The organism is Lonepinella koalarum (assembly GCF_004565475.1).
In the GTDB taxonomy this organism is placed as follows: domain Bacteria; phylum Pseudomonadota; class Gammaproteobacteria; order Enterobacterales; family Pasteurellaceae; genus Lonepinella; species Lonepinella koalarum.
Window position 1 is genome coordinate 19,030 of sequence record NZ_SRHX01000004.1, and the last position, 24,980, is coordinate 44,009.

Annotated in this window: 26 protein-coding genes and 1 riboswitch; of the genes, 8 read left to right on the forward strand and 18 right to left on the reverse strand. The window is 39.3% G+C overall.

Annotation, left to right across the window (positions count from 1 at the left end; genetic code table 11):
* Positions 1–33: 33 nt before the first annotated feature.
* The 9 genes from E0709_RS06265 to ppdD form a co-directional block, all read right to left on the reverse strand.
* Positions 34–1,029 carry a TRAP transporter substrate-binding protein gene (locus E0709_RS06265; protein WP_132301896.1) on the reverse strand — a complete coding sequence of 332 codons (996 nt, stop codon included), beginning with the start codon at positions 1,027–1,029 and terminating at the stop codon, positions 34–36.
* 156 nt (positions 1,030–1,185) lie between these two features.
* Entirely contained in the window at positions 1,186–2,586 is a 1,401-nt protein-coding gene (locus tag E0709_RS06270; protein ID WP_132301898.1) for an alanine/glycine:cation symporter family protein, read from the reverse strand.
* Between the two features lie 90 nt (positions 2,587–2,676).
* A riboswitch (glycine riboswitch) is annotated at positions 2,677–2,800 on the reverse strand.
* 193 nt (positions 2,801–2,993) lie between these two features.
* Positions 2,994–3,260, reverse strand: coding sequence for a GNAT family N-acetyltransferase (locus tag E0709_RS06275; protein WP_132301900.1), 267 nt, complete (start codon positions 3,258–3,260; stop codon positions 2,994–2,996).
* A 2-nt stretch (positions 3,261–3,262) separates the two neighbouring features.
* A complete protein-coding gene (gene yacG / locus E0709_RS06280) occupies positions 3,263–3,463 on the reverse strand; it encodes a DNA gyrase inhibitor YacG (protein WP_132301902.1) in 201 nt (66 codons plus the stop codon).
* Positions 3,447–4,076, reverse strand: coding sequence for a dephospho-CoA kinase (gene coaE / locus E0709_RS06285; protein ID WP_132301904.1), 630 nt, complete (start codon positions 4,074–4,076; stop codon positions 3,447–3,449). The genes yacG and coaE overlap by 17 nt, the downstream gene beginning before the upstream one ends.
* Positions 4,077–4,101: 25 nt before the next feature.
* Positions 4,102–4,800: a prepilin peptidase gene (locus tag E0709_RS06290; RefSeq protein ID WP_132301906.1), complete on the reverse strand. Its 699-nt coding sequence runs from the start codon at positions 4,798–4,800 to the stop codon at positions 4,102–4,104.
* Positions 4,797–6,017 (reverse strand): type II secretion system F family protein, encoded by a 1,221-nt coding sequence (locus tag E0709_RS06295; protein WP_132301908.1) that lies wholly within the window; start codon positions 6,015–6,017, stop codon positions 4,797–4,799. The genes E0709_RS06290 and E0709_RS06295 overlap by 4 nt, the downstream gene beginning before the upstream one ends.
* The gene (locus tag E0709_RS06300; protein WP_132301910.1) at positions 6,014–7,426 is read right to left on the reverse strand and encodes a GspE/PulE family protein; all 1,413 of its coding nucleotides are present in this window, start codon (positions 7,424–7,426) and stop codon (positions 6,014–6,016) included. Before E0709_RS06300 ends, E0709_RS06295 begins: the two co-directional genes overlap by 4 nt.
* Before the next feature lie 2 nt (positions 7,427–7,428).
* Positions 7,429–7,902, reverse strand: a complete 474-nt coding sequence (gene ppdD, locus E0709_RS06305) for a prepilin peptidase-dependent pilin (protein WP_132301912.1) — start codon at positions 7,900–7,902, stop codon at positions 7,429–7,431.
* Between the two features lie 123 nt (positions 7,903–8,025).
* Here ppdD and ampD point away from each other — a divergent pair, with 123 nt between their 5' ends.
* Both ampD and E0709_RS06315 read left to right on the forward strand, forming a co-directional pair.
* A complete protein-coding gene (ampD, locus tag E0709_RS06310; protein WP_132301914.1) occupies positions 8,026–8,571 on the forward strand; it encodes a 1,6-anhydro-N-acetylmuramyl-L-alanine amidase AmpD in 546 nt (181 codons plus the stop codon).
* Positions 8,572–8,574: 3 nt separating this feature from the next.
* Positions 8,575–9,225: an HAD family hydrolase gene (locus E0709_RS06315; protein WP_132301916.1), complete on the forward strand. Its 651-nt coding sequence runs from the start codon at positions 8,575–8,577 to the stop codon at positions 9,223–9,225.
* Between the two features lie 78 nt (positions 9,226–9,303).
* On the opposite strand, the gene bamE is transcribed toward E0709_RS06315, so the two are convergent.
* Positions 9,304–9,720, reverse strand: coding sequence for an outer membrane protein assembly factor BamE (gene bamE, locus E0709_RS06320; protein WP_132301918.1), 417 nt, complete (start codon positions 9,718–9,720; stop codon positions 9,304–9,306).
* A 62-nt stretch (positions 9,721–9,782) separates the two neighbouring features.
* Positions 9,783–10,802: a nucleoid-associated protein YejK gene (gene yejK / locus E0709_RS06325; RefSeq protein WP_132301920.1), complete on the reverse strand. Its 1,020-nt coding sequence runs from the start codon at positions 10,800–10,802 to the stop codon at positions 9,783–9,785.
* A 108-nt stretch (positions 10,803–10,910) separates the two neighbouring features.
* On the opposite strand from yejK, the gene E0709_RS06330 reads away from it, so the two are divergent.
* Positions 10,911–11,132 carry a YejL family protein gene (locus E0709_RS06330; protein ID WP_132301922.1) on the forward strand — a complete coding sequence of 74 codons (222 nt, stop codon included), beginning with the start codon at positions 10,911–10,913 and terminating at the stop codon, positions 11,130–11,132.
* A gap of 20 nt (positions 11,133–11,152) precedes the next feature.
* Positions 11,153–12,949 (forward strand): DUF3413 domain-containing protein, encoded by a 1,797-nt coding sequence (locus E0709_RS06335; protein ID WP_132301924.1) that lies wholly within the window; start codon positions 11,153–11,155, stop codon positions 12,947–12,949.
* A gap of 2 nt (positions 12,950–12,951) precedes the next feature.
* On the opposite strand, the gene E0709_RS06340 is transcribed toward E0709_RS06335, so the two are convergent.
* The 4 genes from E0709_RS06340 to E0709_RS06355 form a co-directional block, all read right to left on the reverse strand.
* Positions 12,952–14,019 carry a sulfate/molybdate ABC transporter ATP-binding protein gene (locus E0709_RS06340; RefSeq protein WP_132301926.1) on the reverse strand — a complete coding sequence of 356 codons (1,068 nt, stop codon included), beginning with the start codon at positions 14,017–14,019 and terminating at the stop codon, positions 12,952–12,954.
* A 32-nt stretch (positions 14,020–14,051) separates the two neighbouring features.
* Positions 14,052–14,867, reverse strand: a complete 816-nt coding sequence (gene cysW / locus E0709_RS06345; protein WP_132301928.1) for a sulfate ABC transporter permease subunit CysW — start codon at positions 14,865–14,867, stop codon at positions 14,052–14,054.
* Positions 14,868–14,876: 9 nt separating this feature from the next.
* Positions 14,877–15,686 carry a sulfate ABC transporter permease subunit CysT gene (cysT, locus tag E0709_RS06350; protein ID WP_132301930.1) on the reverse strand — a complete coding sequence of 270 codons (810 nt, stop codon included), beginning with the start codon at positions 15,684–15,686 and terminating at the stop codon, positions 14,877–14,879.
* Between the two features lie 191 nt (positions 15,687–15,877).
* Entirely contained in the window at positions 15,878–16,885 is a 1,008-nt protein-coding gene (locus E0709_RS06355; protein WP_132301932.1) for a sulfate ABC transporter substrate-binding protein, read from the reverse strand.
* 325 nt (positions 16,886–17,210) lie between these two features.
* Here E0709_RS06355 and E0709_RS06360 point away from each other — a divergent pair, with 325 nt between their 5' ends.
* From E0709_RS06360 to E0709_RS06370, 3 genes are read left to right on the forward strand one after another with little or no spacing between them, the layout of a single operon-like run.
* Positions 17,211–17,945: a phosphoadenylyl-sulfate reductase gene (locus E0709_RS06360; protein ID WP_132301934.1), complete on the forward strand. Its 735-nt coding sequence runs from the start codon at positions 17,211–17,213 to the stop codon at positions 17,943–17,945.
* Between the two features lie 24 nt (positions 17,946–17,969).
* Positions 17,970–18,890 (forward strand): sulfate adenylyltransferase subunit CysD, encoded by a 921-nt coding sequence (gene cysD, locus E0709_RS06365; protein WP_132301936.1) that lies wholly within the window; start codon positions 17,970–17,972, stop codon positions 18,888–18,890.
* A gap of 31 nt (positions 18,891–18,921) precedes the next feature.
* Complete coding sequence (locus E0709_RS06370; protein ID WP_132301938.1) at positions 18,922–20,211, forward strand: sulfate adenylyltransferase subunit 1; 1,290 nt, start codon at positions 18,922–18,924, stop codon at positions 20,209–20,211.
* 43 nt (positions 20,212–20,254) lie between these two features.
* On the opposite strand, the gene pflA is transcribed toward E0709_RS06370, so the two are convergent.
* Positions 20,255–20,995, reverse strand: coding sequence for a pyruvate formate lyase 1-activating protein (gene pflA, locus E0709_RS06375; RefSeq protein WP_132301940.1), 741 nt, complete (start codon positions 20,993–20,995; stop codon positions 20,255–20,257).
* Between the two features lie 196 nt (positions 20,996–21,191).
* On the opposite strand from pflA, the gene lexA reads away from it, so the two are divergent.
* Complete coding sequence (gene lexA / locus E0709_RS06380; protein ID WP_132301942.1) at positions 21,192–21,830, forward strand: transcriptional repressor LexA; 639 nt, start codon at positions 21,192–21,194, stop codon at positions 21,828–21,830.
* 77 nt (positions 21,831–21,907) lie between these two features.
* On the opposite strand, the gene menD is transcribed toward lexA, so the two are convergent.
* Together menD and E0709_RS06390 are read right to left on the reverse strand one after the other, a co-directional pair.
* Positions 21,908–23,617, reverse strand: a complete 1,710-nt coding sequence (menD, locus tag E0709_RS06385) for a 2-succinyl-5-enolpyruvyl-6-hydroxy-3-cyclohexene-1-carboxylic-acid synthase (RefSeq protein WP_132301944.1) — start codon at positions 23,615–23,617, stop codon at positions 21,908–21,910.
* 36 nt (positions 23,618–23,653) lie between these two features.
* On the reverse strand, positions 23,654–24,937 hold the full coding sequence (locus E0709_RS06390) for an isochorismate synthase (RefSeq protein ID WP_132301945.1): 1,284 nt from the start codon (positions 24,935–24,937) through the stop codon (positions 23,654–23,656).
* Positions 24,938–24,980: the final 43 nt, after the last annotated feature.

Genomic DNA, 24,980 nt, shown 5'->3' on the forward strand with positions numbered 1-24,980 from the left:
GATCGCCTCTTTTTTAAATACAACTCATCTAACCTATTGTTTATTTGAGGCTTCTGCAGCTTTAATTAGGTCTGCACCAATTTGATCTTCAAATTGTTTCCACACCGGACGCACAGCTTCACGCCATTGTTCGCGTTGTTCTGGTGTTAAGGTCGTAATTTTAGTGGTGCCAGCATCTAGGATTTTTTGTTTATCCGCCAAATTTAATTCATGGGAATGTTTGTTCACAGTAGCAGACACCTCATCAACAATTACTGATAATTCGCTACGAATATCCGCTGGAATGCTTTCCCAGAATTTGGTATTCACGATCACCATATAAGACAATAAACCATGATTAGATTCTGTGATATATTTTTGTACCTCATGAACTTTTTGCGAGTAAATATTAGAATACGGATTCTCCGCCCCGTTTACCGTGCCAGTTTGCAACGCTTGATACATTTCACCAAATGCCATTTTACGAGGCACCGCTTTTAAGGCTTTAAACTGGGCGTCTAATACTTCAGATGCTTGTACGCGGAATTTCAAACCACGCGCATCTTTAGGTAAAATCAATTCTTTATTGGCAGAAAGCTGTTTTAAGTCATTATTCCAATAACCCAAGCCTGTAATGCCCTTATCTTCCATTGATGTCAACAAGGATTTGCCCCCCTCACTTTTTTCAAAACGTTCTACCGCTTGAATATCATCAAATAGGAAAGGTAAATCAAATAATTGAATTTTCGGGGTATATTTATCAAATTTAGCCAAAGATGGAGCAAGCATTTGTACGTTATTTAACAGTAACGCTTCCATTTCTTTACCATCGCCATAAAGTGAAGAGTTAGGATACACTTCCACTTTGACTTTCCCTGCCAAACGTTCATCTACTAATTTTTGTAACATTAACGCTCCCTGGCCTTTCGGGGTATCGTTTGCTACCACATGAGAGAATTTAATCACAATCGGATCTGCCGCAAAAGCAGAATATGACAATGCTGTACAAACCGCTAGAACAGCACTTAGACGTTTAATATGTTTTAGCATAGAAAGATCTCCGTATATTAGAATAGGATGAAATAGGATTATAGAATTAATTGTGGTCAATACCCACAAGCATTACAAATAACAATATATTTACACTTTGTAAACATTCTCTTTTCAAATATGTGACGAAGATCTCATTTTAAAATAAAATAGGCTTTATTTCATTGTGGTTTCCAATTCAAGATCATGAATGCCAACGCTATCATCTAGTGTTTTATTATGCAAACGATGAAAATAATCTTTGGTTTCATTAATAACCACATGACGTAACCCAATTAATGCGACAAGATTCGGAAACGCCATTAAACCATTGACAATATCGGCTAAAATCCAAATGGTTTGTAGCTCAATGAAAGCACCACCTGCCACTAATAAAATAAAAATCGTACGATAAACTTTAATACCACGAATATCAAACAGATACACAAAACAACGTTCACCGTAATAGCACCAACCTAAAATAGTGGTGAATGCAAAAAACAACAAACCAATCGTCACAATGGTTGCCCCAATGCTTGTGCCTAAACCTTGTGCGAAAGCTAAATTTGTGGCTGCCGCCCCTTCCACAGTGCCATTCCATACGCCCGTGATCACTAACACTAATCCCGTCATAGAACAGACAATAATGGTATCCAGAAACGTCCCCGTCATGGAGATTAAACCTTGACGAACGGGTTCTTTAGTCTGTGCAGCCGCCGCTGCAATCGGTGCAGATCCCAAGCCTGATTCATTAGAAAAAATCCCCCTAGCTACCCCTGCTTGAATCGCTTTCATGACGGTTAATCCTAATACTCCACCAAGGGCAGATTGCGGATTAAAAGCACTTGCTACGATTAATGCTATGGCTGCAGGTACTTTATCTGCATTCAGGACTAAAATCACGCAAGATGTTGTTACATATAAAATTGCCATAAACGGCACAATTAATGTGGAAACAGTGGCAATGCGTTTTACTCCCCCTAAAATAATAGCCGCCACCAGCACCGTCATTACCGCAGCAGAGATAACCACTGGCACACTAAACGTATCTTGCATTGCATGGGTGATAGCATTAATTTGTGGGAATGTTCCAATCCCAAACCACGCCACTAACACCCCAAACACAGCGAATAATTTAGCCAGCCATTTAATCCCAAGTCCACGTTCAATATAGTACATCGGACCACCCGCCATAAAGCCGTTTTTATCGCGTACACGGTATTTCACCGCTAACAAACCTTCGGCATATTTGGTCGCCATGCCAAGTAAAGCGACCAACCACATCCAAAACATCGCCCCTGGTCCACCCGCCTGAATAGCTGTAGCAACACCGACAATATTTCCTGTTCCGATAGTGGCAGAAAGTGCAGTACAAAGTGCAGCAAAAGCAGATACATCGCCCGACTGCCCATTGCCTTGCTCACGTTTAAACATATAGCCCAACGCCCTTGGCAACTGCACAATTTGAATAAAACCAAGACGCAAGGTTAAATAAAGCCCCGTACCTGATAACAAAATCAGCAACGGCGGTCCCCAAATAAAGCTATCAATAGTGGATAATAATTCTGAAATTAACATAATGATTCTCGTAAAAATTTAAACAATTTATTACAAGGCAGCGGAAAGCATTGAAGAATACGCCCCAAACAGCGTAAATACTGGAATTGTCTTTCTGCCCCTGTCCTTTTGCCTGAGCGTTTGAAGTGTTTGTTTTACAACAAAAATCACTCTTTCGCCTTCGGCGTTCCGCGACATTATTTTGAATGTGCGAAATCTCTCCAAGGGTTCGTCCACTAGCAGTCCTTGCTGACATGATTCTTAATAGTCAGCACCTGAAAGATTTTACCTCGTCGGTATAGGGTCAATTCCCTATTCTCCAACTAGCTTCAACCGAACTAATTTTTACTTTATTTCATCAAGAAAAAAGTGCGGTCAATTCTAGCAAAAATTTTGCAAAATTCAACCGCACTTTACCTGTTTTGTACTTATTTTGTTTCTCGTTCCCACTTTCTCGCAATATAGCTACAACTTGGTATCAAGTTTAGATCTTTTTCCCGAATAAACGCTACCAATGCTTGATATAATTTATCCGCCATACCTTGCCCACGCAGCACTTCTGACACATAAGTATGATTAGCATTAATGGTTTGATTATCCACGAAAAAATAGGTTAATTCAGCGATCTTGTTGCCATTATCGTCCAAAACAAAAAATTCGCCTTGCTCATTGTTGTGTTGGTGTTGAATATTCATGTTTATTTCACCCAGTCTTCCGAAAATTCACTACTTTCCGCAAAATCTGCCGTTTCACACGGAATAGCTTTTTCTTCTGCTGCCCATTCGCCTAAATCAATTAATTGGCAACGTTTACTGCAAAAAGGGCGATACGCACTTTCAGGCGACCAAACCACAGGCTTTTTACAAGTTGGACACTCTACGCTAAAGGTTTCTGCCATTTTTCTTCTCACTTAATTGCAAATAATACTGGTGTAATTCTAGCACTTTTTGGCGAAGTTCGCTTTCAGTTTGTGCAAAATCCCCGTCATTATTAATCACATCATCCGCGACCTTTAGGCGTTCATTACGGCTTACCTGAGTATTGATAATTTGTTGAATTAATTGACGTTTATTATTATCTCGCTGGCTAGCTCGGTCTAATTGAGTGTCAGGCAACACGTCCACGACTAAAACCCGATCACAAAGTTTCGTCAAGTTATTTTCAATTAATAATGGCACCACAAATAACACATAAGGGGCAGTTTGAACTTGTAGTTGAACTAACATTTCTCGGCGAATAGCAGGGTGCAATAAATTATTTAGCCAATTTTTCTCGCTTTCGCTGTTGAATACTTTTTCACGTAACGCGGAGCGGTTAAGTTCACCTGTTGCAGTGAGAATTTCACGCCCAAAATGTGCGACTATTTGGCTTAACAAGGGCGATCCTTTTTGCACCACCTGACGAGCTACCACGTCCGCATCTATCAATGGCACACCAAGTTCTGCAAAAAGATTAGCGATGGTGGTTTTGCCACTGCCAATACCGCCTGTGAGTCCGATGATGTAGGTCATTTATTCTCCGTTCGTGATTTTTTCGCTATCCTACCATATTTGCCCCTAACATAAAAACCTGCCCAATCACTAAAAATGGAGCAAAAGGCAAATAATCTATTTTCTCCCCTTTTAGCCATTTGATGCCTGCAAAAATCAACCCCGAACAACACGCCACAAAAATCAAATATGGTAATTGTTGCCAGTCATAAAAACTGCTTAATGCTGCGATTAGCCAATAATCACCACGTCCCAAAGCATCTTGATGATAATAACACTGTGCAAGATAAAAAATCAGATAAAATGCTCCAAACCCAATTAACAGGCTTTGCAGAGATTGTTCAAGGGAAATAGGCGTAAATTGAAAATATGCACCCGATACACCTAATGCCATTAAACATTGGCAATGTGTTACTGAAATAAATTGATAGTGTCCGTCAATTTTGGCAATTAGAAATAATAGCACACCCGAAGTTAGCCAAAATAACGCTTGTATTGGATTAATAAAATAATAGGCGTTTAACCCAAAGAGTATCGCTCCAACCAAAAAATACAGCCAAAATCCAGCGCACTTTATCGGCATTAAACGAGAGTTTTCGGGGCAAACCTGCGGTGCATTGTCAGGAAAAAGATCCACATAGCTTTGATAGATTTCCTGTTGAATTTGTGTGGCTAAATTTTGCAAATAATAACGTACAAGGGTTACTACGATGCCACCTAACAGAAAAAATCCTAATATTATCATTGAATTAACGAACCCATATTAAAGATCGGCAAATACATTCCCAACATAATCAAACCAATCAGTCCACCAATCACCACCATTAACAATGGCTCTAACATTTGTGAAAGCAGATCAATTTTATGATCGAGCTGTTGCTGATAACTCTCTGCAATATGCAGTAACATTTGCGAAAGTTGTCCCGATTGCTCGCCCACCTGCAACATTTGTTGAGCTTGCATCGGAAATAATTCTGCTCCCACTGCTACTGAAAAAGCATAGCCGTGTGTAATCCAATGAAGCATAGACTGAATTTCTTGAATTAAAGTTAAATCCCCTTGTAATTCGATCTTGTTTTGCCAAGTTTTCTTTTGGGGTAAAAATGACTGCAATGCTTGATTTAATGGCACACCTGATTTCAGCATTAAGTGCAAGCCTCGACAAAATCCTACCAACCTAGAAAGCTGTACAATATTGCCTAACATGGGGGTGTTAGAGATTAATTTTATTTTGAGTTGATTCAGCCAGATCGATGATTTTAATTGACGTTTAATCAGAATAATAATGCCAACAATCAACACAGCAATGAGCCAAAAATACTGCTGTAACAGATCCGATAAAAATAACAATACTTGAGTAAAAAACGGTAGTTGGGCTTGATTATCACCATACATATCGGCAAATTGTGGCACAATAAAAATCAGTAAAAGTGCGGTCAATATCACAGAGATACCGAGTACCATCATCGGATACAACAAGATTTTCTGCAATTTTCGTTGTAATGCCACCGATTGTTGACGATGCTCGGCGATTTGATTACACACCGTTGCCAGTTTACCCGTCATTTCACCGACTTGAATTAATTGGCGTTCTTGTAAGGTTAAAAATTGCCCTTGATTCTGTAATGCCTGAGAAAAAGATAACCCTGTTTCAATTTGATTTAATAGCTGATGTAACCACGAATTTAACTGAATATTGGTACAATTTTGCAATAAAATCAATAAGCTATTTTTTAACGGAACAGAAGATTTTAATAAAATGGCTAATTGTAGTAAGGTATCACAAATTTCTGCCTGATTCGGTTTAGTGGATAATTGCCAGTTTTGCTGTAATTTAATTTGCTGTAAACCTCGGTTTAATAATTGTTGACGTGCGATTTGTTCACTTTCCGCAATTAAAACGCCTTTTTGTTTTTGATTTAACCGATTAATACCTTGCCAGTGGTACATTTTGAGTTTCATTTTGTCCCCTGCCCTAATACTCGTTGAATTTCCGCTAAATCCGTCACACCTTGCTCCACCTTTTGCAACCCTGCTTGTTGTAACTGATTAAAATCCAACTGATAACCTTGCTCTGGATCAGGTTGTAAAAATTGATAAATCCCGATTCGCCCTTTATAGCCCTGATGACAATCACAAGAATGTTCGCTTTTTCCACCGCACTTTTGGCAACGTTTCCGAATCAGACGTTGTGCAATCACTAACAATAAGCTGTTGTCAATTTCGTGTTGCTTTATACCTAACTGTAACAAGCGTGGAATAGCGGACGGCGCATCATTGGTATGCAGCGTGGAAAGCACGAGATGTCCCGTTTGAGAAGCTCGTAATGCCATGGCGGCACTTTCTTCATCACGAATTTCACCGAGCATAATAATATCGGGATCTTGGCGTAAAAAAGTACGCAATAACCGACTAAAATCTAAACCAATTTGTGGATTGACTTGGCTTTGAATAATGCCAGACAATGGAATCTCAATAGGATCTTCCGCGGTCATAATATGTTTTTCTGGACGATTTAAATAAGAAAGTGCGGTGTAAAGGGTGATACTTTTTCCACTTCCCGTAGGTCCTGTCACCAAAATCAAACCTTGCGGTTGATTAAGGGCGTGTTTAAAACGTTCCTGCTGCTGATCATTCATACCCAGATCGGCAAATGCAAATTGTACTGGCTTATTTTGTTGCACCCGCAATACCGCTTTTTCCCCTAATGGGGTTGGTAAGGTGGAAAGACGAAAATCTAAAATATCAGAAAAGGTGGTTTTAAAATGAAAACGTCCGTCTTGCGGTAAACGGGTTTCGCTAATATCAAGTTTGGCTAATAATTTTAAACGTGAAATCACCCTGCTAGATAATGCCAAGGCAACTGGCGATTGGTATTGTAATACACCATCAATACGAAAACGCACTTGCAAATGTTGGCTTTGTGGCTCAAGGTGAATATCAGATGCTCGTTGCTGCAACGCACTTTCAAAAATCCGATTCAGCAACTGAATCACGGGTTCATCTGATTGTTGAGCAGAATGCTTTTCTTCGTTTAAATCTTGCTGTTGAACATGGTAAAAAACCGGACTTTCTTGTACCATTAAAGATTGTGGAGCTAAGGCTTGCAATAAATCTTTCAATACCTGTGTTTCCAACAACACAGGTTCGATCATTTTTCCTGTTAGGAAAGAAAAGGTTTCACATGCGGATAAATTGTTGAGGCTATCCAACCCAAGCCACAAACAAGATTCATCTTCTGCCAATGGACAAGCCAGATAGCGGATTAAAATTGCCTGTTGTTGCTGATTTTGTTGCCATAACTGCGATGAAATTTGAAATATTGTTCCATCGACACTGACAACATTTGGGTTAGATAAACTGGCTTGCATGGCTAGTTACTCGTGCTAGTATTCGTGCTTGTGCTACAAAAACCCGATGGGAATAATTCAGTATTTGAACCACAGTTTGCCGTCCAAGTGACGCCCTCTTTAGCAGAACCACTAGCAGTTAATGTGTAACTCACATCACTTACACTACCATTACCAGTCACCGTAATTACCCCACTCGCCACCGAAACAGATTTTACATATTTGCCTTTTGCTGTTGTAGTATTGGCTTGAATACCATGTTGACCACCTGAGCAATTCTTAACAGCATCTTGATTATATACACAAAGTTCAACTTCCGAGCGATAGGGCGCAGCAGCCTGCAATAATTCAGAAATGGCTGCTTTTTTGGTATAATTTTGATAAGACGGAATAGCAATAGTGGCTAAAATGGCGACGATAGCGATGACGATCATTAATTCAATGAGGGTAAAACCTTTTTTGAATGAAATGTTGTGTGAAGTGTAGCTAAAATTCATAAATTTTCCTTACAATTAAAATAAACGAATCACACTTTGCCTGCTAGTTTAAAATTTGGCAAAATTCTGTTATTAAGTTTGGAATCAAGATCACAAAAATCACTTTTTTATAGGTAAAAACCGATGAAAAACAATAAGCAAGGTTGGCTCGAAAATATCCGCCATTTAACATCACCGCACTTTGATAAACGCCCTGATCCGCAAGATGTCTCACTGTTGGTGATCCATTACATCAGTTTGCCCCCGGAACAATTTGGTGGTAACTTTGTGGATGATTTTTTTCTTGGTAAACTTAATCCAACTGCACACCCTTATTTTAAAGAAATTTATCAAGTACGCGTCTCGACCCATTTTTTCATTGACAGAAATGGACGAATTACACAATATGTAAGCCTACAAGATCGTGCATGGCACGCTGGTGTTTCTTGCTTTCAGGGACGAAATAAATGTAATGACTATTCTATAGGAATTGAACTTGAAGGGAGCAATGAGCAACCTTTTACTGAGCAACAATATGCAAAATTAACTCAACTTACTCAGCAAATTATGGCATTATATCCACAGATCACCACAGATAGAATTGTGGGGCATAGTGATATTGCACCAGAACGAAAAATCGATCCCGGTCGCTATTTTGAGTGGGATAACTATTTAAAATCATTAGGATAAATCATGACAATAAAATATGTAATTTTTGATATGGACGGTGTATTAGTGGATAGTGAACCTTTTTGGGCGGAATCCCAAATTGAAACCCTAGCACAATATGGCGTACATATTACCGAACCAGACTGCGAAAAATATACGCGCGGTGTACGAGTAGATGAATTAGCGACAATTTGGTGCGAAATGTTTAATCTTGCCATACAAAGCACCGCACTTCGCAACCAAATTGTGGATACTGTGTGCCAGAAAATCAGCGCAAATGCACAACCGATGGACGGTGTCTATGAATTATTAGATTTTCTAAAAGAAAAGCATATTCCAGTTGCTTTAGCGACTTCATCAGATCGCCAAGTCATTAAAGCCGTTTTTGATAAATTGAATTTTTGGGATTATTTCCCGATTCAATGCACCGCAGCGGATGAAGAACTGGCTAAACCCCATCCTGCGGTTTATTTAACTGCGGTCAAAGCCTTAAATGCCAAGGTGAAAGATTGCATGATTATTGAAGATAGTGTAACGGGTTTAATTGCTGCCAAAGCGGCAAATGTGCGTACGTTTATCGTAAATGAAAAATTTAATGATGAACGCTTTGCTATTGCCGATGAAAGAATGGCATCTTTGAGAGATGTGTTGGCGAAACTGAAAATGGAGTTGTAATCCGAACAAAAGGCTATTCCCAGTCAGAATAGCCTTTCTTATCTCACAAACTGCGGTGCAAATCCACAACGTTTTGACCTATTTCCAGAACTGCCACCAACGTTTACCCTCACTGCCTTCTGTTGCTTCAATAATGGCATTGTTAACTTCTTGTTTCTCAACATCTGGTAATGGCTTATCTAAATCCGTATTCGTCACAATGCCCTTGGTATCAAAATTCACAATAAAATTGTGTTGCACAGGATCTTCATAAGCATGTTGTTGTAAATACACATAATACCAAGTGTTATCACTAAATGGATCGATTAAAACAGGCGTACCTAACAAATATTGCACCTGTTCTTTGGTCATACCCACCTGTACTTTTTGCACCGTGGCGGACTCCAAATAATTACCTTGTGGTACGTCAATACGATAGACAATTTTGTTTACGCCTGAACAAGCTGAAACACTTAACGCAAGGGCGATAATTGCTGCCATTGATTTTAATTGCATTTTTCTACCTTTTTTCTCTTTTTATAATCGTGATAATACCGAAACTCTTGTCCGTTGCCAAATTAATTTTGATTTTTTAAATTACGCTGCAATTGATCTCGCAAATTGGCTGGCAAACCTTTAATGGTGATGGTATCGTTTTGTTCATCCCAAATAATGCGATGATTAATTAATTCCGCATCAAAACTAAGTGTCACCCCTTTGCCTGAACCTGAAAATTTAGCTAAGGCTTTTAATGTCGCGGGTACAGGCGGAATTTGCTCGGCTAAATCATAATCCTGCTGTTGAGCAAACTCCACAAAAGAACGCTCATTTAGAGTCGGTAATTCTTCGGAAAGTTCCCGCAATTCAATTTCATCCCCAGAATTTATTTGCCCTTTGCAATAGTCAAACACATGCTTTTTCACCGCTTGGGTTTGTTCACTGTTTAACTCACCTTGTTCACAATAATCGCTTACCGCTTGCAATAAACATTGGTTTTGCACTTTTGGGTTTAAGCCCTCTTCTGCACCTAAAAAATCCATAAAGAAATCACTGATTTTGCGGCCAACTCGCCCTTTAATAAAAGTGAGATAACGATCAGAGTTGGCATTGATGTGTAAATCCGTTAAATTAATTCGCGCCGCAATATCAAATTGATTAATATTCAAATATTGCGTACGATGAATGTCCAATTTATCATCCACCAACATACTCACACGACTGTCTAACAAAGCAATAAACAAATAATCCGTCGCTAAAAAATTATACTGGCACAATACAAATGTGCCACTTTCTGCAAAAGGATATTTGCTCAATTCAGCGGCTAATAATTGGGTGGATTGATAACTAAAGGAGAGAAAATCCGTTTCCTTTTCCAATAAACGATTCAATGCTTGAGCAAAAACCGATTGCGCTTTAAAAATGCCGTAGCCTTTGGCTTTACTTTGATACACCTGATGCAATTCCAACATTAACTGCTCCACTTCGGGCGTAATCGGCAATAATGCTTCACGTAAAACGCTTTCTAGTGCAATTTGATCCGTTTCAGTCGGATTTTTAATAATTTGATGTAATACAATTTGATTAACGGCGATGCTCATTTTTTCTACTTTATCATTTGCAAATACTAAAATTCTGCTAATTATAACCGCACTTTAAGCAAAAATGTGGTAGTATTTGCAAATACATTGTTAAAAATTAGCGTTATTATGGCAAGCAACTCAAAATATCAAGATAAACAAGTAGATACCATTCTAAATGAGATGATCGTCGTATTAGAAAAACATCAAGCTCCCGTGGACTTATCCTTAATGGTGTTAGGTAATATGGTGACTAATTTGTTAATCAGTAGCGTAGGCAAAAATCAACAAATTGCCTTGGCTCAAGCCTTTTCTGACGCGTTAATGAATTCGGTTAAAACGGCGAAATAACAACGAATTAAGAGTGTGTTATGTTTTGGATTAAAAATGGCAGGCAGTATCGTGAACAGACTTCCCAAAAAATTTCTTGGGGGCACTGGTTTGCTTTTTTTAATATTATTTGGGCGGTAGCTATCGGCTCTCGCTATGCCTTTTTAATTGATTGGCCCCATACGTTGTTGGGTCGTCTTTATTTCTTTATCAGTATTTTAGGACATTTCAGTTTTATCGCCTTTGGGGCGTATTTATTGGTGTTGTTTCCGCTCAGTTTTATCATTAAAAATGAACGTACTTTCCGTGGTGTGAGCGTAATTATTGCTACCATTGCTATCACGCTATTGTTAGTAGATACTGAAGTTTTTTCGCGTTTTAATTTGCATCTTTCCAGTGTGGTGTGGAATCTATTAGTCAATCCTGAAAACGGTGAACTTTCTCGCGATTGGCAGATTTTCTTCACCCCAATGCCATTGATGTTGTTGGCTCAAATGCTGTTTTCACGTTGGGCGTGGTATAGATTACGTAGCTTAGAACGACAAAAATGGATTCGTGGCGTCGGAATTTTGCTCACCTGTTTATTTATTACGACACATCTAATATATGCTTGGGCAGATGCCTATTTATATCGTCCGATCACCATGCAAAAATCCAATTTTCCTCTGTCCTATCCAATGACAGCACGTACCTTTTTGGAAAAACACGGCTTGTTAGATAAACAAAAATATGAAACTACCTTAGATCAGGACGGTCGCCTAGATTCACCAATGATTCACTACCCAAAACAAGCGCTTAGCTATAATAATGCGGCCAATAAAACCAACCTACTGATCATTACGGTAGCAGGTTTACGTCAAGATGCCGTACATAAAGAAAAAATGCCGGTGTTAACCGAATTTGCGCAACAAGCAACGCAATTTACCAATCATTATACCACTGCAAACAGCAGTAATTCTGCCATTGTCGGCTTATTTTATGGCTTAAATGCAAACTATACAGACAGTTTGCTAAATAATAAAAAAACATCTGTTCTTGTTGAAAAAATGCAACAAGAAGACTATCAGTTTGGCTTATTCTCTGCCACCAATTTTAAACAAAGTATTTTCAGACAGGCATTATTTCATCAAATTACATTACCGAGTAGCAGTAATCATCAAAAAATTGATAATGAAAGTGCGGTGAAAAACTGGCAACTTTGGTTCGCGCAAAAAAGCACAGATAAAGCTTGGTTTAGCTATTTAAATTTAGATATAAGTGGGCTAACTCGTCAACAGCATTTGCCAACCTTAGTGCAAGAACAACAATTTTATACACAGCAATTAGGTCAATTAGATGAGCAACTCAACGCCATTTTAACCACCTTAAAAATGCAAAATGCTTTGCAAAATACCGTCGTCATTATTACTGGTGAACAAGGTTATACGTTCCAAAAAAGTGAAGATGAATTATTCAATTATTTTGCTCCTGAAGAAATCAGCGTGCCAATGATTGTGGCATGGAAAGGATTTAATACCGGCATAGAAAACAAATTAACTAGCCATATTGATGTCGTACCGACCTTAATGTATAACCTATTTGGGGTGAAAAATCCCAATATAGACTATACCCAAGGCAATAATTTATTCGATCATAGCCAATCCTTGAACGAGTGGGTATTAGTGGCGAATTATCGTTGGAACGTGATTATCACACCTGATGGCACACAATATCATATTGATAATAAAGGAAACTATCAAAAATATGACCGCGCTTATCAGAAAGTATCTTCCATTCGTCCGCCACTAGGATTATTCCTTGATGTGTATCAGCGGAATTCAAGTTTTTTTGAAAAATAAGGTTAAATCATAAATTCTACCAATTCATCTTGCAAGAAGTAATTTAATAAGTGCGGTTGCATATAGACTTCATCGCCGACAGTAAATTTTTCGCGCTCGAATTGTGCATAACTGATAGAAATCTCAATAGAATCATTTTTTATATGATGCACTTCTAACTGAACCGTCGGACCGGTAGTGTGAACGCGTATAATTTTGCCTTTAATACTATTTTTCACCGGCGCTTTTGTTACCTCCATTTCATGCGGACGAACATAAACAACCACATGAGCCGACGTAGTTTGAGTAACCTTTTGCTGAAAACCGTCAACATATAGCATGCCCTGATGAATATAACCATCAAGTAAATTCATATCCCCAAGAAATTGGGCCGCAAAATAGCTTTGCGGGTGTTTATACACCTGTTCTGGCGTGCCGATTTGTTCGATTTTACCTTCGTTCATTAGAATAATTTTATCTGCCACTTCAAGGGCTTCGTCTTGGTCGTGGGTGACGAAAATGCTGGTAACGTGAATTTCTTTGTGAAATTCTCGCAGCCAGCGACGTAAATCTTTACGCACTTTCGCATCCAATGCGCCAAAGGGTTCATCTAATAATAACACTTTAGGTTCAGTGGCAATGGCTCTAGCTAATGCAACACGTTGCCGTTGCCCGCCTGAAAGTTGATCGGGATAGCGTTTTTCAATATGTTCTAACTGAATTAATTCCAGCAAATTTTTCACTTTAGCTTGAATTTCTTGATTCGATAAACGCTGCGACTTTGGTTTCATACGTAAGCCAAAGGAAATATTATCTGATACGGTCATATGGCGAAATAAAGCATAATGTTGAAACACAAAACCAATATCTCGCTGTTGCGCAGAAAGCCCCGTCACATCTTGCTGATCAAATAAAATTTGTCCTGAACTCGCCGTTTCCAGCCCAGCAATAATGCGCAATAAAGTGGTTTTACCACAGCCTGATTGACCTAACAGTGCGGTTAATTCACCCTCCTTTATGTCAACGTTAATATCATGTAATGCCTGAAATTGCCCGAAAGATTTGTTAATTTGCTTAATATGAATAGTCATTCAATATTCCCCACAATATAAATTAAATTGCCCTAATGGGCTAATTTACGTTCTGTCCATTGACGAACAAAAAGTAAAATTAAAGATAATGCTAACAATAAAATCGCCACGGAAAACGCCGCCACGATATTATATTCGTTGTATAAAATTTCAATATGTAACGGCAGCGTATTGGTGTAGCCACGAATATGTCCAGAAACCACTGACACCGCCCCGAATTCGCCCAGCGAACGTGCAGTACACAGCACCACGCCATGTAATAACGCCCATTTGATATTCGGTAAAGTGACATGATAAAAAATTTGCCAACCATTTGCGCCTAACACGGTAGCGGCTTCTTCTTCACCGATACCTTGTGCTTCCATAATCGGAATAAGCTCTCTGGCGACAAAAGGAACAGAAACAAAAATAGTCGCTAAAATAATTCCCGGAATAGCATAAACAATTTGAAAATCAATTGCTTGTAAATGAGGATAGAGTTTACTTTGTGCACCAAACAGCAAGACATAAATCAATCCAGCCACCACGGGAGAAATGGAAAAGGGTAAGTCAATTAAGGTGAGCAAAAATTGTCTACCACGAAATTGGTATTTGGTAATCGTCCACGCTGCTGCTACACCAAACGTAATATTAAGAGGTACGGCAATACCTGCGGCGATCAAGGTTAATTTTAAGGCTGCAATCGTGTCGTCTTCGTTAATGGCTTGCCAAAAATCAGGAAAACCTTTGGCAAGCCCTTGCGTGATCACGGTAACCAGTGGTAATACCAGCAAAACGCCGAACAGAGTCAATGCCAATAAAATCAAAAAACGTTCCGAAAGAGTTCGAGTAGAAGAAGATGATGACATAGGACTTCCTTATTTGGTTCGTTGCGCAAAATAACGCTGAATTTGGTTAATCATAAATAGCAATACAAAGGAAATCACTAGCATTAACACGCCTATGGTGGCTGCCCCCACATAATCATATTGATCCAATTTTGCCACAATCAACAGGGGTAAAATTTCCGTTTTAAAGGGAATATTACCTGAAATAAACACCACTGAACCATATTCCCCTACACCTCGTGCAAAAGCAAGGGTAAAGCCTGTAATCCAAGCTGGCAACAGGGCAGGAAAAATCACATGACGAAAAGTTTGAAAACGACTGGCGCCTAAAATATAGGCGGCTTCTTCGGTTTCTTTCGGCAAATCCGCCAACACAGGCTGAATAGTACGCACAACAAAAGGTAAAGTAACAAAAAGTAAAGCGAGGCTAATACCAACAGATGTATAAGCGATTTCAAAATTAAAAAATTGCCCGATAGCACCTTGTTCTGCATAAATACTAGTTAAAGAAATACCAGCCACCGCGGTTGGCAAGGCGAAAGGCATGTCAATAAAGGTATCGATCCAACGTTTGCCCCAAAATTGATAACGCACCAGCACCCACGCCAGCAAAAGTCCAATAACACCATTGGCGACTGCAGCCCAAAAGGCAGTTTTCAAGGACACGCCCAGTGCCAGCAATAATTGACGACTGCTCACCAATTTCCACAATTGATCCGCTGAAATTTGGGCGGAAAACAGAAACAATCCCGCCAACGGAATCAGCACGACAATGCTTAGAAATGTGATGGAATAACCCAAGGTTAGATTAAACCCCGGAATAATGCGAGTTTGTGCCATAAAAATTTCCGATAATAATGGAATACTCAAAGAAAGAATATAGCTAATGTTAAAATATGCAAAATTTGGTGATATTCGTAACGGAGAACACACGTCCTCCCCCAATTACACTCTGTTAATCAGCACAAAGATACATAGATCTTCCTTTACATATAAATAACTTAGCTATATTCATAACCTATATAAAAAAACTACTGGTGAATCTTCTCTAAAATCTTGTCAAAGACACCACCGTCATCAAAATATTTCGGTTGAACCACGTCCCAACCTGCACCAAACACATCCTTGAGATAGAATAATTTCACATCCGCAAAGGTGCTGCTAAATTCTTTTAAGATTTCAGGGTTGGTTGGTCGATAGTAGTTTTTAGCTATCACACGTTGTGCGTCATCGCTATACAGGTATTTCAAATAGGCTTCCGCTTCTTTGCGAGTACCTTTTTTATCTACCACGGAATCTACTACGGCAACAGGTGGCTCTGCCACAATAGAAATGCTTGGAGTCACGATTTCAAGTTGGTCGCCGCCTTCTTCATTTAAGGCTAAATAGGCTTCGTTTTCCCATGCCAGCAATACATCACCTTTTTTACGTTGTACGAAAGTCATTGTCGCACCACGCGCTCCAGTATCTAACACTGGCGTTTGCTTGTATATTTGGGTGACAAAATCCAATGCTTTTTCATCTGAACCGTATTTTTCTTTAGCAAACGCCCAAGCAGCCAAGAAGTTCCAACGTGCACCACCTGATGTTTTCGGATTCGGAGTAATCACTTCTAATTTGTCATCTTTGGTTAAATCATCCCAATCTTTGATATTTTTCGGATTGCCTTTACGTACCAAGAATACGATAGTCGATGTATAAGGCGTACTGTTGTGTGCCAAACGTTCTTGCCATTTTGGATCAAGTAATTGTTGATTACTGTTTAAAGCATCAATATCCCCTGACATGGCCAACGTGACGACATCAGCTTGCAGACCATCAATCACAGAACGAGCTTGTTTACTTGAACCACCGTGAGAAGCTTTAATAGTAATTTTCTCTCCCGTTTCTTTTTCCCAGTGCTGTTCAAATAACGTATTGTATTCTTTATATAGTTCACGAGTTGGATCATAAGATACATTAAGTAAGTCTTTTGCATAAGCAGAACTCACTAAGGTAGCTAATACGGTTGCGGTTAATAATTTTTTAGCAAATTTCATAATGTTCTCCCTCAGGGTAAAGTTGTAAAGATTAAAAAAAATAGTTCCTTGGATTATATTTCGCTACAAATTTAGCGTAGTTGAGAATGTAACGAGAAATTTTGTTTTTGCAAAAGAATTAAAAATTTTATTTTATTTCTTTTTGGAATAAGATGAAAAACAGAGTATTTATATTAATAATATATTTATTTTTTATTCTAAAAAGAAATAACCTATGCGTATTTATTATTTTAAAACTGTGCAGGTTATTTTTAAAATACCCCGTAATTATTAAGGGCATCTGTCTGCTCTGGTTTAATTTATTTTTTTATTTTAGTGGGGAAATATGTCTTTTTTAAAACCTGATCTATGGAAAATTCCACGCTTAGATGCGCGAGATTTTGCCAAAATTACAGAAAAAGAAACCGCACTTTTTCAACGTATTGCGCAAATTGCGCAGCATCAACAAAATGCCAAATTTGCCAGTAGCCTTGCGGTGGAAGATATGGTTATTACCGATGTGATTGCCAAAAGCAAGGCCAAAATTGTGGTATTTACCCTTGAAACTGGGCGATTAAATCCAGAAACCCTTGAATTAGTGGATATGGTAAAAACCAATTATCCTGATCTTGATTTTCAACTGTACACACCAAACTCTGAAAAAGCCCTTGCTTATGATGAGCAAAAGGGACGCTATGCTTTTTATGAAAGTGTGGAATTACGCCGTGAATGTTGTTTTATTCGCAAAATTGAGCCCTTAAATCGAGCGTTGCAAGATGCGGATTGTTGGCTAACCGGGCAACGTCGTGAACAATCAGTGACACGTACCGAATTACCGTTTCATGAACAAGATGAAAGTCGCGGGATTGATAAATATAATCCGATTTTTGATTGGTCAGAATTGGACGTTTGGGCGTATATTTTGAAATATGATATTCCCTACAATCGCTTGTACCAACAGGGTTATCCAAGTATTGGTTGCGAGCCTTGCACGAAAGCGGTGAAGGTAGGTGAAGATATTCGGGCCGGTCGCTGGTGGTGGGAAAATAAAGACAGTAAAGAATGTGGCTTGCATAAATAATAGCATTAAATAAAAGGAAAACTTATGACACAACAAATTGAAAACGGGCATTTAGATTGGCTGGAAGCGGAATCGATTTATATTATTCGTGAAGTGGTGGCAGAATGTAGCCATCCGGCTCTGTTGTTTTCAGGGGGAAAAGACTCAGTAGTTTTATTAGCATTAGCTCGCAAAGCATTCCAACTGGAAGGGCGTGAATTGGTGTTGCCTTTTCCTTTGGTGCATATTGACACGGGGCATAATTATCCTGAAGTCATTCAATTTCGTGATGAGCAAGTGAAAAAACTCAATGCTCGTTTGGTTGTGGGACATGTGGAAGAATCAATTGCCAAAGGTACGGTAGTATTACGCAAAGAAACCGACTCTCGCAATGCTGCACAAGCCGTAACACTGTTAGAAACCATTGAAGCCAATGGTTTTGATGCGTTAATGGGAGGTGCCAGACGGGATGAAGAAAAAGCCCGTGCCAAAGAACGCATTTTTTCTTTCCGTGATGAATTTGGACAATGGGATCCCAAAGCACAACGCCCAGAGCTTTGGTCACTGTATAACGCAAAATTACACAAAGGTGAGAATATGCGAGTGTTCCCAATTTCTAACTGGACGGAATTAGATATTTGGCAATATATCGAACGAGAAAAACTTGAACTACCACCGATTTACTATGCTCATCAACGTGAAGTGGTAGAACGTCACGGTTTACTCGTGCCGGTCACGCCATTAACGCCCAAACGACCTAATGAACAAAGTGAATGGCGTTCTGTACGCTTTAGAACCGTCGGTGATATTAGCTGTACTTGCCCTGTTGCCAGTACGGCGAGTACACCAAGTGAGATTATTAAAGAAACCGCTGTCGCGGAAATTTCCGAACGTTCTGCCACACGAATGGACGATCGCACTAGCGAAGCTGCCATGGAACAACGTAAAAAACAAGGTTATTTTTAACCGCACTTTACCCAAAAAAGGAAGACAGAATATGACCCAAACCACTATTAATCAATATGCTCCACTGCGTTTTATCACTGCTGGCAGTGTAGATGATGGCAAAAGTACCCTGATCGGTCGATTATTATATGATAGTAAAGCCCTATTAAGTGACCAATTATTAAGCCTAGATAAATCCAAAAATAATGGTGAAGTAATTGATTTTTCGATTCTTACCGATGGATTAGAAGCCGAACGTGAACAAGGTATCACTATTGATGTGGCGTATCGCTATTTTTCCACAGCAAAACGCAAATTTATTATTGCTGACACACCGGGACATGAACAATATACCCGCAATATGGTGACGGGTGCATCCACAGCCGCAGCAGCAGTTATCTTAATTGATGCCACCCAACTTGATTTTGCTCAAGCAGAATTACAATTATTACCCCAAACAAAACGTCATTCTGCCATTTTAAAACATCTGGGTACACCCCATATTTTGGTCGCCGTCAATAAAATGGATTTGCTTGATTTTGATCAACACAAATTTAATGCGATTGTCATGGCTTACCATAAACTAGCCAATCAACTTGCGATTAATAATGTACAGTTTGTACCAGTATCTGCGTTACAAGGGGATAATATCGTCCATAAAAGCGAGCGCACACCATGGTATCAAGGTGAAGCCTTATTAACCATTTTAGAAAATTTACCTAGCAATGAAAATCTTTCCACTCAACCACAAGACTTCCATTTTCCAGTCCAATTGGTCAGTCGGTTAGATCAAGATAAAGCCGATGATTTCCGTGGTTATCAAGGACGTATTGAAGCCGGTTCAATCAAAACCGGTGACAAAGTACGTATTGAACCAAATGGTTATATTTCTCAAGTGGTCGAGATTATTAGCCCAAATGGCATTGTACAACAAGCTTTTGCTGGTGAACAGGTGACAATTCGTTTAGCCGATGATATTGATATTTCTCGTGGGGATAGTTTTGTGGCGGAAAATTCAACAACTCAATCCACCCAAGCACTAACAGCAACCCTTTGCTGGTTTGATCAACGTCCATTAAATCTGGCACGGAAATATTTATTAAAACACAGTACGCAAACCGTGTTTGCCAAAGTTAGTCAGATCGATCATGTGTTAGATGTGAAAACATTAAGTAAGTCCCATGAATCAGAACAATTCATCCTCAATGATATTGGTGAAGTACAAATTAAATTACAAAAACCCATTACCGCGACTACTTATGCAAGAAACCCCGCTACGGGCTCTTTTATTTTAATTGATGAAGCAACCTATCACACAATAGCTGCTGGCATGATTCTCTAGTGTCATATGAAAATACCGAGTATTATTAAAACTCGGTATTTTATTAAAACTTCACAATATGTCCATATCCTTCTAAAATTTGCTGAATATGCCCGAGGCTTTCTTTCGTCGGTGGTAACACATCTTCTAGCTCATATTCCACCCCTAAGGTTTTCCATTTATGTGCTCCAAGACGGTGGTATGGTAATAATTCCACTTTTTCAATGTTCGTCATGCCTTCAATAAATTGTCCTAACAAATGCACGTCTTCATCCGCATCTGTATAGCCCGGCACCACCACATAACGTACCCAAGTGGGAATATTGCGTTTTTGTAAATATTTAGCAAATTCAAGGGTACGTTTATTCGGTACGCCAATCAAATTTTGGTGAATTTTATCGTTAAGCTGTTTTAAATCCAATAAAACTAAATCAGTAACATCTAATAATTCATCAATCACTGGCGTATAAGCACGTACAAAACCGTTAGTATCTAAGCAGGTATTAATGCTTTCTGCTTTACAAGCACGGAACCAATCACGCACAAATTCTGCTTGTAAAATAGCTTCCCCGCCCGATGCTGTCACACCGCCCCCCGTAGCGTTCATAAAATGTTTATAGCTCACCACCTCTTTCATTAATTCTTCAACCGTGATCTCACGACCGCCATCCAAGTCCCAAGTATCACGGTTATGGCAATACTTACAACGCATCAAACAGCCTTGCATAAACAAAATAAAACGAATCCCCGGTCCATCCACCGTGCCACAAGACTCAAACGAGTGAATACGTCCTAATACAGACATTAAAACTTCCTTAGATAATCAAAAATATTTGAGAAATTGTAACAAAATTTTAAGTGCTTTTCAGAAAAATTTGCGATATTACGTTCATTTACTTGCTCTCGTGAGAAAAAACAAACTTTTCTATTGCAATTTATCTCAGTCTGTATATAATTTCACTTAAACTGTACGAAATAACATAAAAAGGAAAGGGAACGTTATGAGAACTTTAAGCAAAAATTTAACCATTCGCCAACAGGAAGTCTACGACTTCTTAAAGCATCACCTTGAAACTGCTGGCGTACCACCAACCCGTGCAGAAATTTCAAGAGAATTAGGCTTTAAATCGCCTAATGCCGCCGAAGAACATTTGAAAGCCTTAGCTCGTAAAGGGGCAATTGAAATGGTGCCGGGAATGTCCCGTGGTATTCGTTTACTGCTTTCGTCTAATGATGAAGACGAAATAGAAGGTTTACCATTAATCGGTCGTGTCGCTGCCGGTGAACCAATTTTAGCAGAACAACATATTGAAGGTACTTACAAAGTAGATCCTGAGATGTTCAAACCACAAGCGGACTTTTTACTCAAAGTGAGCGGGCAATCCATGAAAGATATCGGTATCTTAGATGGCGACCTATTAGCCGTACACAGCACTAAAGATGTACGGAATGGTCAAGTCATCGTAGCTCGCATTGAAGACGAAGTGACAGTTAAACGTTTGGAACGTAAAGGTGATGTCATTTATTTACACCCAGAAAATGAAGAATTCGAACCGATTGTTGTCAATTTACGGGAACAAGAACAATTTGAAGTAGAAGGCATTGCCGTCGGTATTATTCGCAATAATGCTTGGATGTAAGTAAATAAGCATAATGCTACATAACTTCTCTCGATAAGAAAAGGTGAAAATATTTCACCTTTCTTATTCAAAACCATTTAAGCGCCTATCACTGCATAACTAATTTGTTCAATCAGGCGTTTATAAATATTACTACCATCACTCGGGTTTACTTTAATTTCAATCACCGTAGTTTCTTTGCGTGAATAAGCTTGTTTTAACACCGAGCCTAAATCAGCCCACGTGTAAGGGCGTGCATATTTTAAATCAAACATGGAAGCCGCTTGAGCAAATTCTGCTTGATGTGGCAAACGATAAAAGGCATTTTTGACTTCTGGCTCTACTGGCAACATATCAAAAATGGCACCACCATTATTATTAATAATAAAAATCACCGTTGGCTGACTTACTTTTTTGAATAATGCCAATGAATTAATATCATACAAGGCTGACATATCACCTAATACAACTGCCACGGGTTGATGACCACCAATCCCCACCCCCGCCGCTGTCGCTAATAAACCGTCAATACCACTGGCACCGCGGTTAGTATACACCGGATAACTATCTGATAATTTGGCTAACGCATCTACTAATCGTACAAATAAACTGTTACCTAAAAACAATGCACAATTTTTCGGTAAAATGCGTTCAATATGATGTGCTAAAGATGCTTCGTTTAGTCCACCGCCCACTTGTTGTTCAATAAAACCAGCGCAGAAGTTAGACAACGCCAAGGGTTCAAGCAACCAAGATTTTTGCCGTAATGCTGGATGAGCTCGTAACCAGTGATGTACTTTGGCATGGAAACGTGTTTGTTGATGATGATGGGGATCCACACGTTCTATGCTTTCTTCGACCACCCAAAAAGCCCCCTTAAAACTGGCTAATAACTGGTTAATCCGTTTGCTCACAAAACGTGAACCAAATTGCACCACAATATCTGCATGCAATAATTTTTCTCGTACCGTTTTATTGGCTAACCAAATATCCGCATAAGGCAAACTCGGCTCTACATTGGATTGAACATCGGTTAACAAAATCCAACCCAAGCTATCCGCCCAGTTTTTCACGCCCATAGCTTGTTTCTGTGGTAATTGCCCTACTACCACAATGCCTTTTTTCGTCCGCCAGTCGTCCCAATGTTCATGCATTATTACTTCTTGTTGCACATGTTGATGTTCTGACCACGTTTTCGTTTGAAGCAACCAACGTTGCACAGGTGCTAACCACGTATGGCTATCAATTTCACTCACTTGAGCATCATACAACGGCTCCGCAAAAGGTACATTAATATGCACTACTCCGGCTTGTTCGGCTTGTTTATAACAGGCTTGATCCAAGGTCGAAACTAACCATTTCGCCGCATAATCTTGACTTGGTCGCGGTAAATTCACCGTTGCAACAGGATAATGCGCAAACATATTGGCTTGTAAAATAGCTTGATTCGCACCGCACTCTAATAATTCATCGGGTCGATCGGCGGTTAGTACAATTAAATTGACCGCACTTTGACGAGCTTCAATAATGGCTGGATATAAATTGGCAGCTGCCGTACCGGAGGTCACAATCACCGCAACCGGTGTTTGGCTTGATTTCGCCAATCCGAGAGCAAAAAAGCCTAAACCACGTTCATCAAAATGTGTATGGCAAATGGCTTTACCGTTAGTTTGTAAACGTACTGCTTCTAAGGTTAGAGGGGTTGAACGCGATCCGGGGGCAATACAAAAATGTTGTACACCTTGGCGGATCAGACTTTCTAAAATTACTTTCGACCAACAACGGTTAAAGGTACTCACTGCTGACATATTGCTCTCCGTTTTTAATATTTTGGGCTAATGCATTTATTCAATGGTTAATAAGCTCAATAAACTTGATGCTTTACGTTCAATTTCTTGCCATTCTAACAAGGGAACCGAACCCGCCACAATGCCTGCACCAGCAAAAATACGAATTTTACTTTGTTCGCCTTGCTGTTCAATAAAAGCAGAACGAATAGCCACACAAAATTCTGCTTGCAATTTTCGCATAATACCTAACGTACCGGCATACCAACTGCGGTCAAAATTTTCAGTTTTTTGCAAAAATTGCACCGCACTTTGCTGCGGTAAACCGGATACGGCAGCACTTGGATGAATGGTTTGCAAACAGACCCCATCCGCTACGTTATTTTTTAATTCCGCTTGAATACAACGGCGTAAATGTTGCACTTGACGTAGCTGTTTCACTTCCACATCACACACTGCAATGTGATTCACATAAGGCTGTAGATTCTCGCAAATGCCTTGCACCACTAAGCGATTTTCGTGATCGTTTTTGCGATCGTTTAATAACCAGTCCGTCTGCTGTTGATTATATTGCGGATTATCGGTAATCGTCGCTGTACCTGCCAAAGCTTCAGTTTGCATATGCTGACCTTGGCGGGTATATAAACGCTCAGGCGTTGATCCTACAAAAGCACATTCTGCTTGTTCTGCCAATAAAAAATGATAACAGCCGGTATTTTGTTGTTCACTTTCCGCTAAAAAATCTTTTGCATCAATGGGTTGGTTAGACAAAAATTCTGTTTGATTGGCTAGCACAACCTTACTCAAATGCCCTTGTTTAATTTCTGCCAACCCTTGTTCAATCCAGTTAGTCCAGACTTCAGTATTCGCCTTTTGTCCGATTTTATGTACCACTTGCTTAACCGATTGAAGTGCGGTGAATTTTTCTAAAGTTTTTGCGGCTTGTAAACAGGCGTGCTGTTCTGTAACAAAGTCCTGCTCATTATCAAAGTAAATCGTCACATGCAAGATATTATCGATATTTTCTAATAATAACCTTGGCAACCAAAATTTGGCTTGTTTACTAAAGGTCAATCCACCAACAAGGGGCAAGTCTTGCTGTTGTACAAACTGTTGAGCCATCTTTTCATCAGAAAATAAGCGCACTTTGCCTAAACTCGCAATAGTGATAGGTTCATCACGATAATTTAAGTAAAATTGCGGATACATCTCTTGTGCTTTCAGCCATGCCAATAGTTCCACAGTAAGCTGCATTTCAGATTTAAAATAGGTAATTGCAGAAAGTGCAGATAATTTATGGGCTTGAATCTGCTTAATCAAGCCTGAACACAGGTTTTCCATTAAATTTTATTTAAAAATAGTCGTTAAAATAGCGCTTATTCTA

What these genes read in the sequence shown, in the direction of transcription:
- E0709_RS06270 (WP_132301898.1), bottom strand. Translation starts at nt 2,586, where the DNA reads ATGTTAATTTCAGAATTATTATCCACTATTGATAGCTTTATTTGGGGA.
- E0709_RS06330 (WP_132301922.1), top strand. Translation starts at nt 10,911, where the DNA reads ATGGCAAGCAACTCAAAATATCAAGATAAACAAGTAGATACCATTCTA.
- E0709_RS06300 (WP_132301910.1), bottom strand. Translation starts at nt 7,426, where the DNA reads ATGCAAGCCAGTTTATCTAACCCAAATGTTGTCAGTGTCGATGGAACA.
- cysW (WP_132301928.1), bottom strand. Translation starts at nt 14,867, where the DNA reads ATGTCATCATCTTCTTCTACTCGAACTCTTTCGGAACGTTTTTTGATT.
- pflA (WP_132301940.1), bottom strand. Translation starts at nt 20,995, where the DNA reads ATGTCTGTATTAGGACGTATTCACTCGTTTGAGTCTTGTGGCACGGTG.
- E0709_RS06370 (WP_132301938.1), top strand. Translation starts at nt 18,922, where the DNA reads ATGACCCAAACCACTATTAATCAATATGCTCCACTGCGTTTTATCACT.
- E0709_RS06340 (WP_132301926.1), bottom strand. Translation starts at nt 14,019, where the DNA reads ATGACTATTCATATTAAGCAAATTAACAAATCTTTCGGGCAATTTCAG.
- ppdD (WP_132301912.1), bottom strand. Translation starts at nt 7,902, where the DNA reads ATGAATTTTAGCTACACTTCACACAACATTTCATTCAAAAAAGGTTTT.
- bamE (WP_132301918.1), bottom strand. Translation starts at nt 9,720, where the DNA reads ATGCAATTAAAATCAATGGCAGCAATTATCGCCCTTGCGTTAAGTGTT.
- E0709_RS06335 (WP_132301924.1), top strand. Translation starts at nt 11,153, where the DNA reads ATGTTTTGGATTAAAAATGGCAGGCAGTATCGTGAACAGACTTCCCAA.
- E0709_RS06265 (WP_132301896.1), bottom strand. Translation starts at nt 1,029, where the DNA reads ATGCTAAAACATATTAAACGTCTAAGTGCTGTTCTAGCGGTTTGTACA.
- yejK (WP_132301920.1), bottom strand. Translation starts at nt 10,802, where the DNA reads ATGAGCATCGCCGTTAATCAAATTGTATTACATCAAATTATTAAAAAT.
- E0709_RS06390 (WP_132301945.1), bottom strand. Translation starts at nt 24,937, where the DNA reads ATGGAAAACCTGTGTTCAGGCTTGATTAAGCAGATTCAAGCCCATAAA.
- cysD (WP_132301936.1), top strand. Translation starts at nt 17,970, where the DNA reads ATGACACAACAAATTGAAAACGGGCATTTAGATTGGCTGGAAGCGGAA.
- menD (WP_132301944.1), bottom strand. Translation starts at nt 23,617, where the DNA reads ATGTCAGCAGTGAGTACCTTTAACCGTTGTTGGTCGAAAGTAATTTTA.
- ampD (WP_132301914.1), top strand. Translation starts at nt 8,026, where the DNA reads ATGAAAAACAATAAGCAAGGTTGGCTCGAAAATATCCGCCATTTAACA.
- E0709_RS06290 (WP_132301906.1), bottom strand. Translation starts at nt 4,800, where the DNA reads ATGATAATATTAGGATTTTTTCTGTTAGGTGGCATCGTAGTAACCCTT.
- E0709_RS06275 (WP_132301900.1), bottom strand. Translation starts at nt 3,260, where the DNA reads ATGAATATTCAACACCAACACAACAATGAGCAAGGCGAATTTTTTGTT.
- E0709_RS06360 (WP_132301934.1), top strand. Translation starts at nt 17,211, where the DNA reads ATGTCTTTTTTAAAACCTGATCTATGGAAAATTCCACGCTTAGATGCG.
- E0709_RS06315 (WP_132301916.1), top strand. Translation starts at nt 8,575, where the DNA reads ATGACAATAAAATATGTAATTTTTGATATGGACGGTGTATTAGTGGAT.
- lexA (WP_132301942.1), top strand. Translation starts at nt 21,192, where the DNA reads ATGAGAACTTTAAGCAAAAATTTAACCATTCGCCAACAGGAAGTCTAC.
- coaE (WP_132301904.1), bottom strand. Translation starts at nt 4,076, where the DNA reads ATGACCTACATCATCGGACTCACAGGCGGTATTGGCAGTGGCAAAACC.
- yacG (WP_132301902.1), bottom strand. Translation starts at nt 3,463, where the DNA reads ATGGCAGAAACCTTTAGCGTAGAGTGTCCAACTTGTAAAAAGCCTGTG.
- cysT (WP_132301930.1), bottom strand. Translation starts at nt 15,686, where the DNA reads ATGGCACAAACTCGCATTATTCCGGGGTTTAATCTAACCTTGGGTTAT.
- E0709_RS06295 (WP_132301908.1), bottom strand. Translation starts at nt 6,017, where the DNA reads ATGAAACTCAAAATGTACCACTGGCAAGGTATTAATCGGTTAAATCAA.
- E0709_RS06355 (WP_132301932.1), bottom strand. Translation starts at nt 16,885, where the DNA reads ATGAAATTTGCTAAAAAATTATTAACCGCAACCGTATTAGCTACCTTA.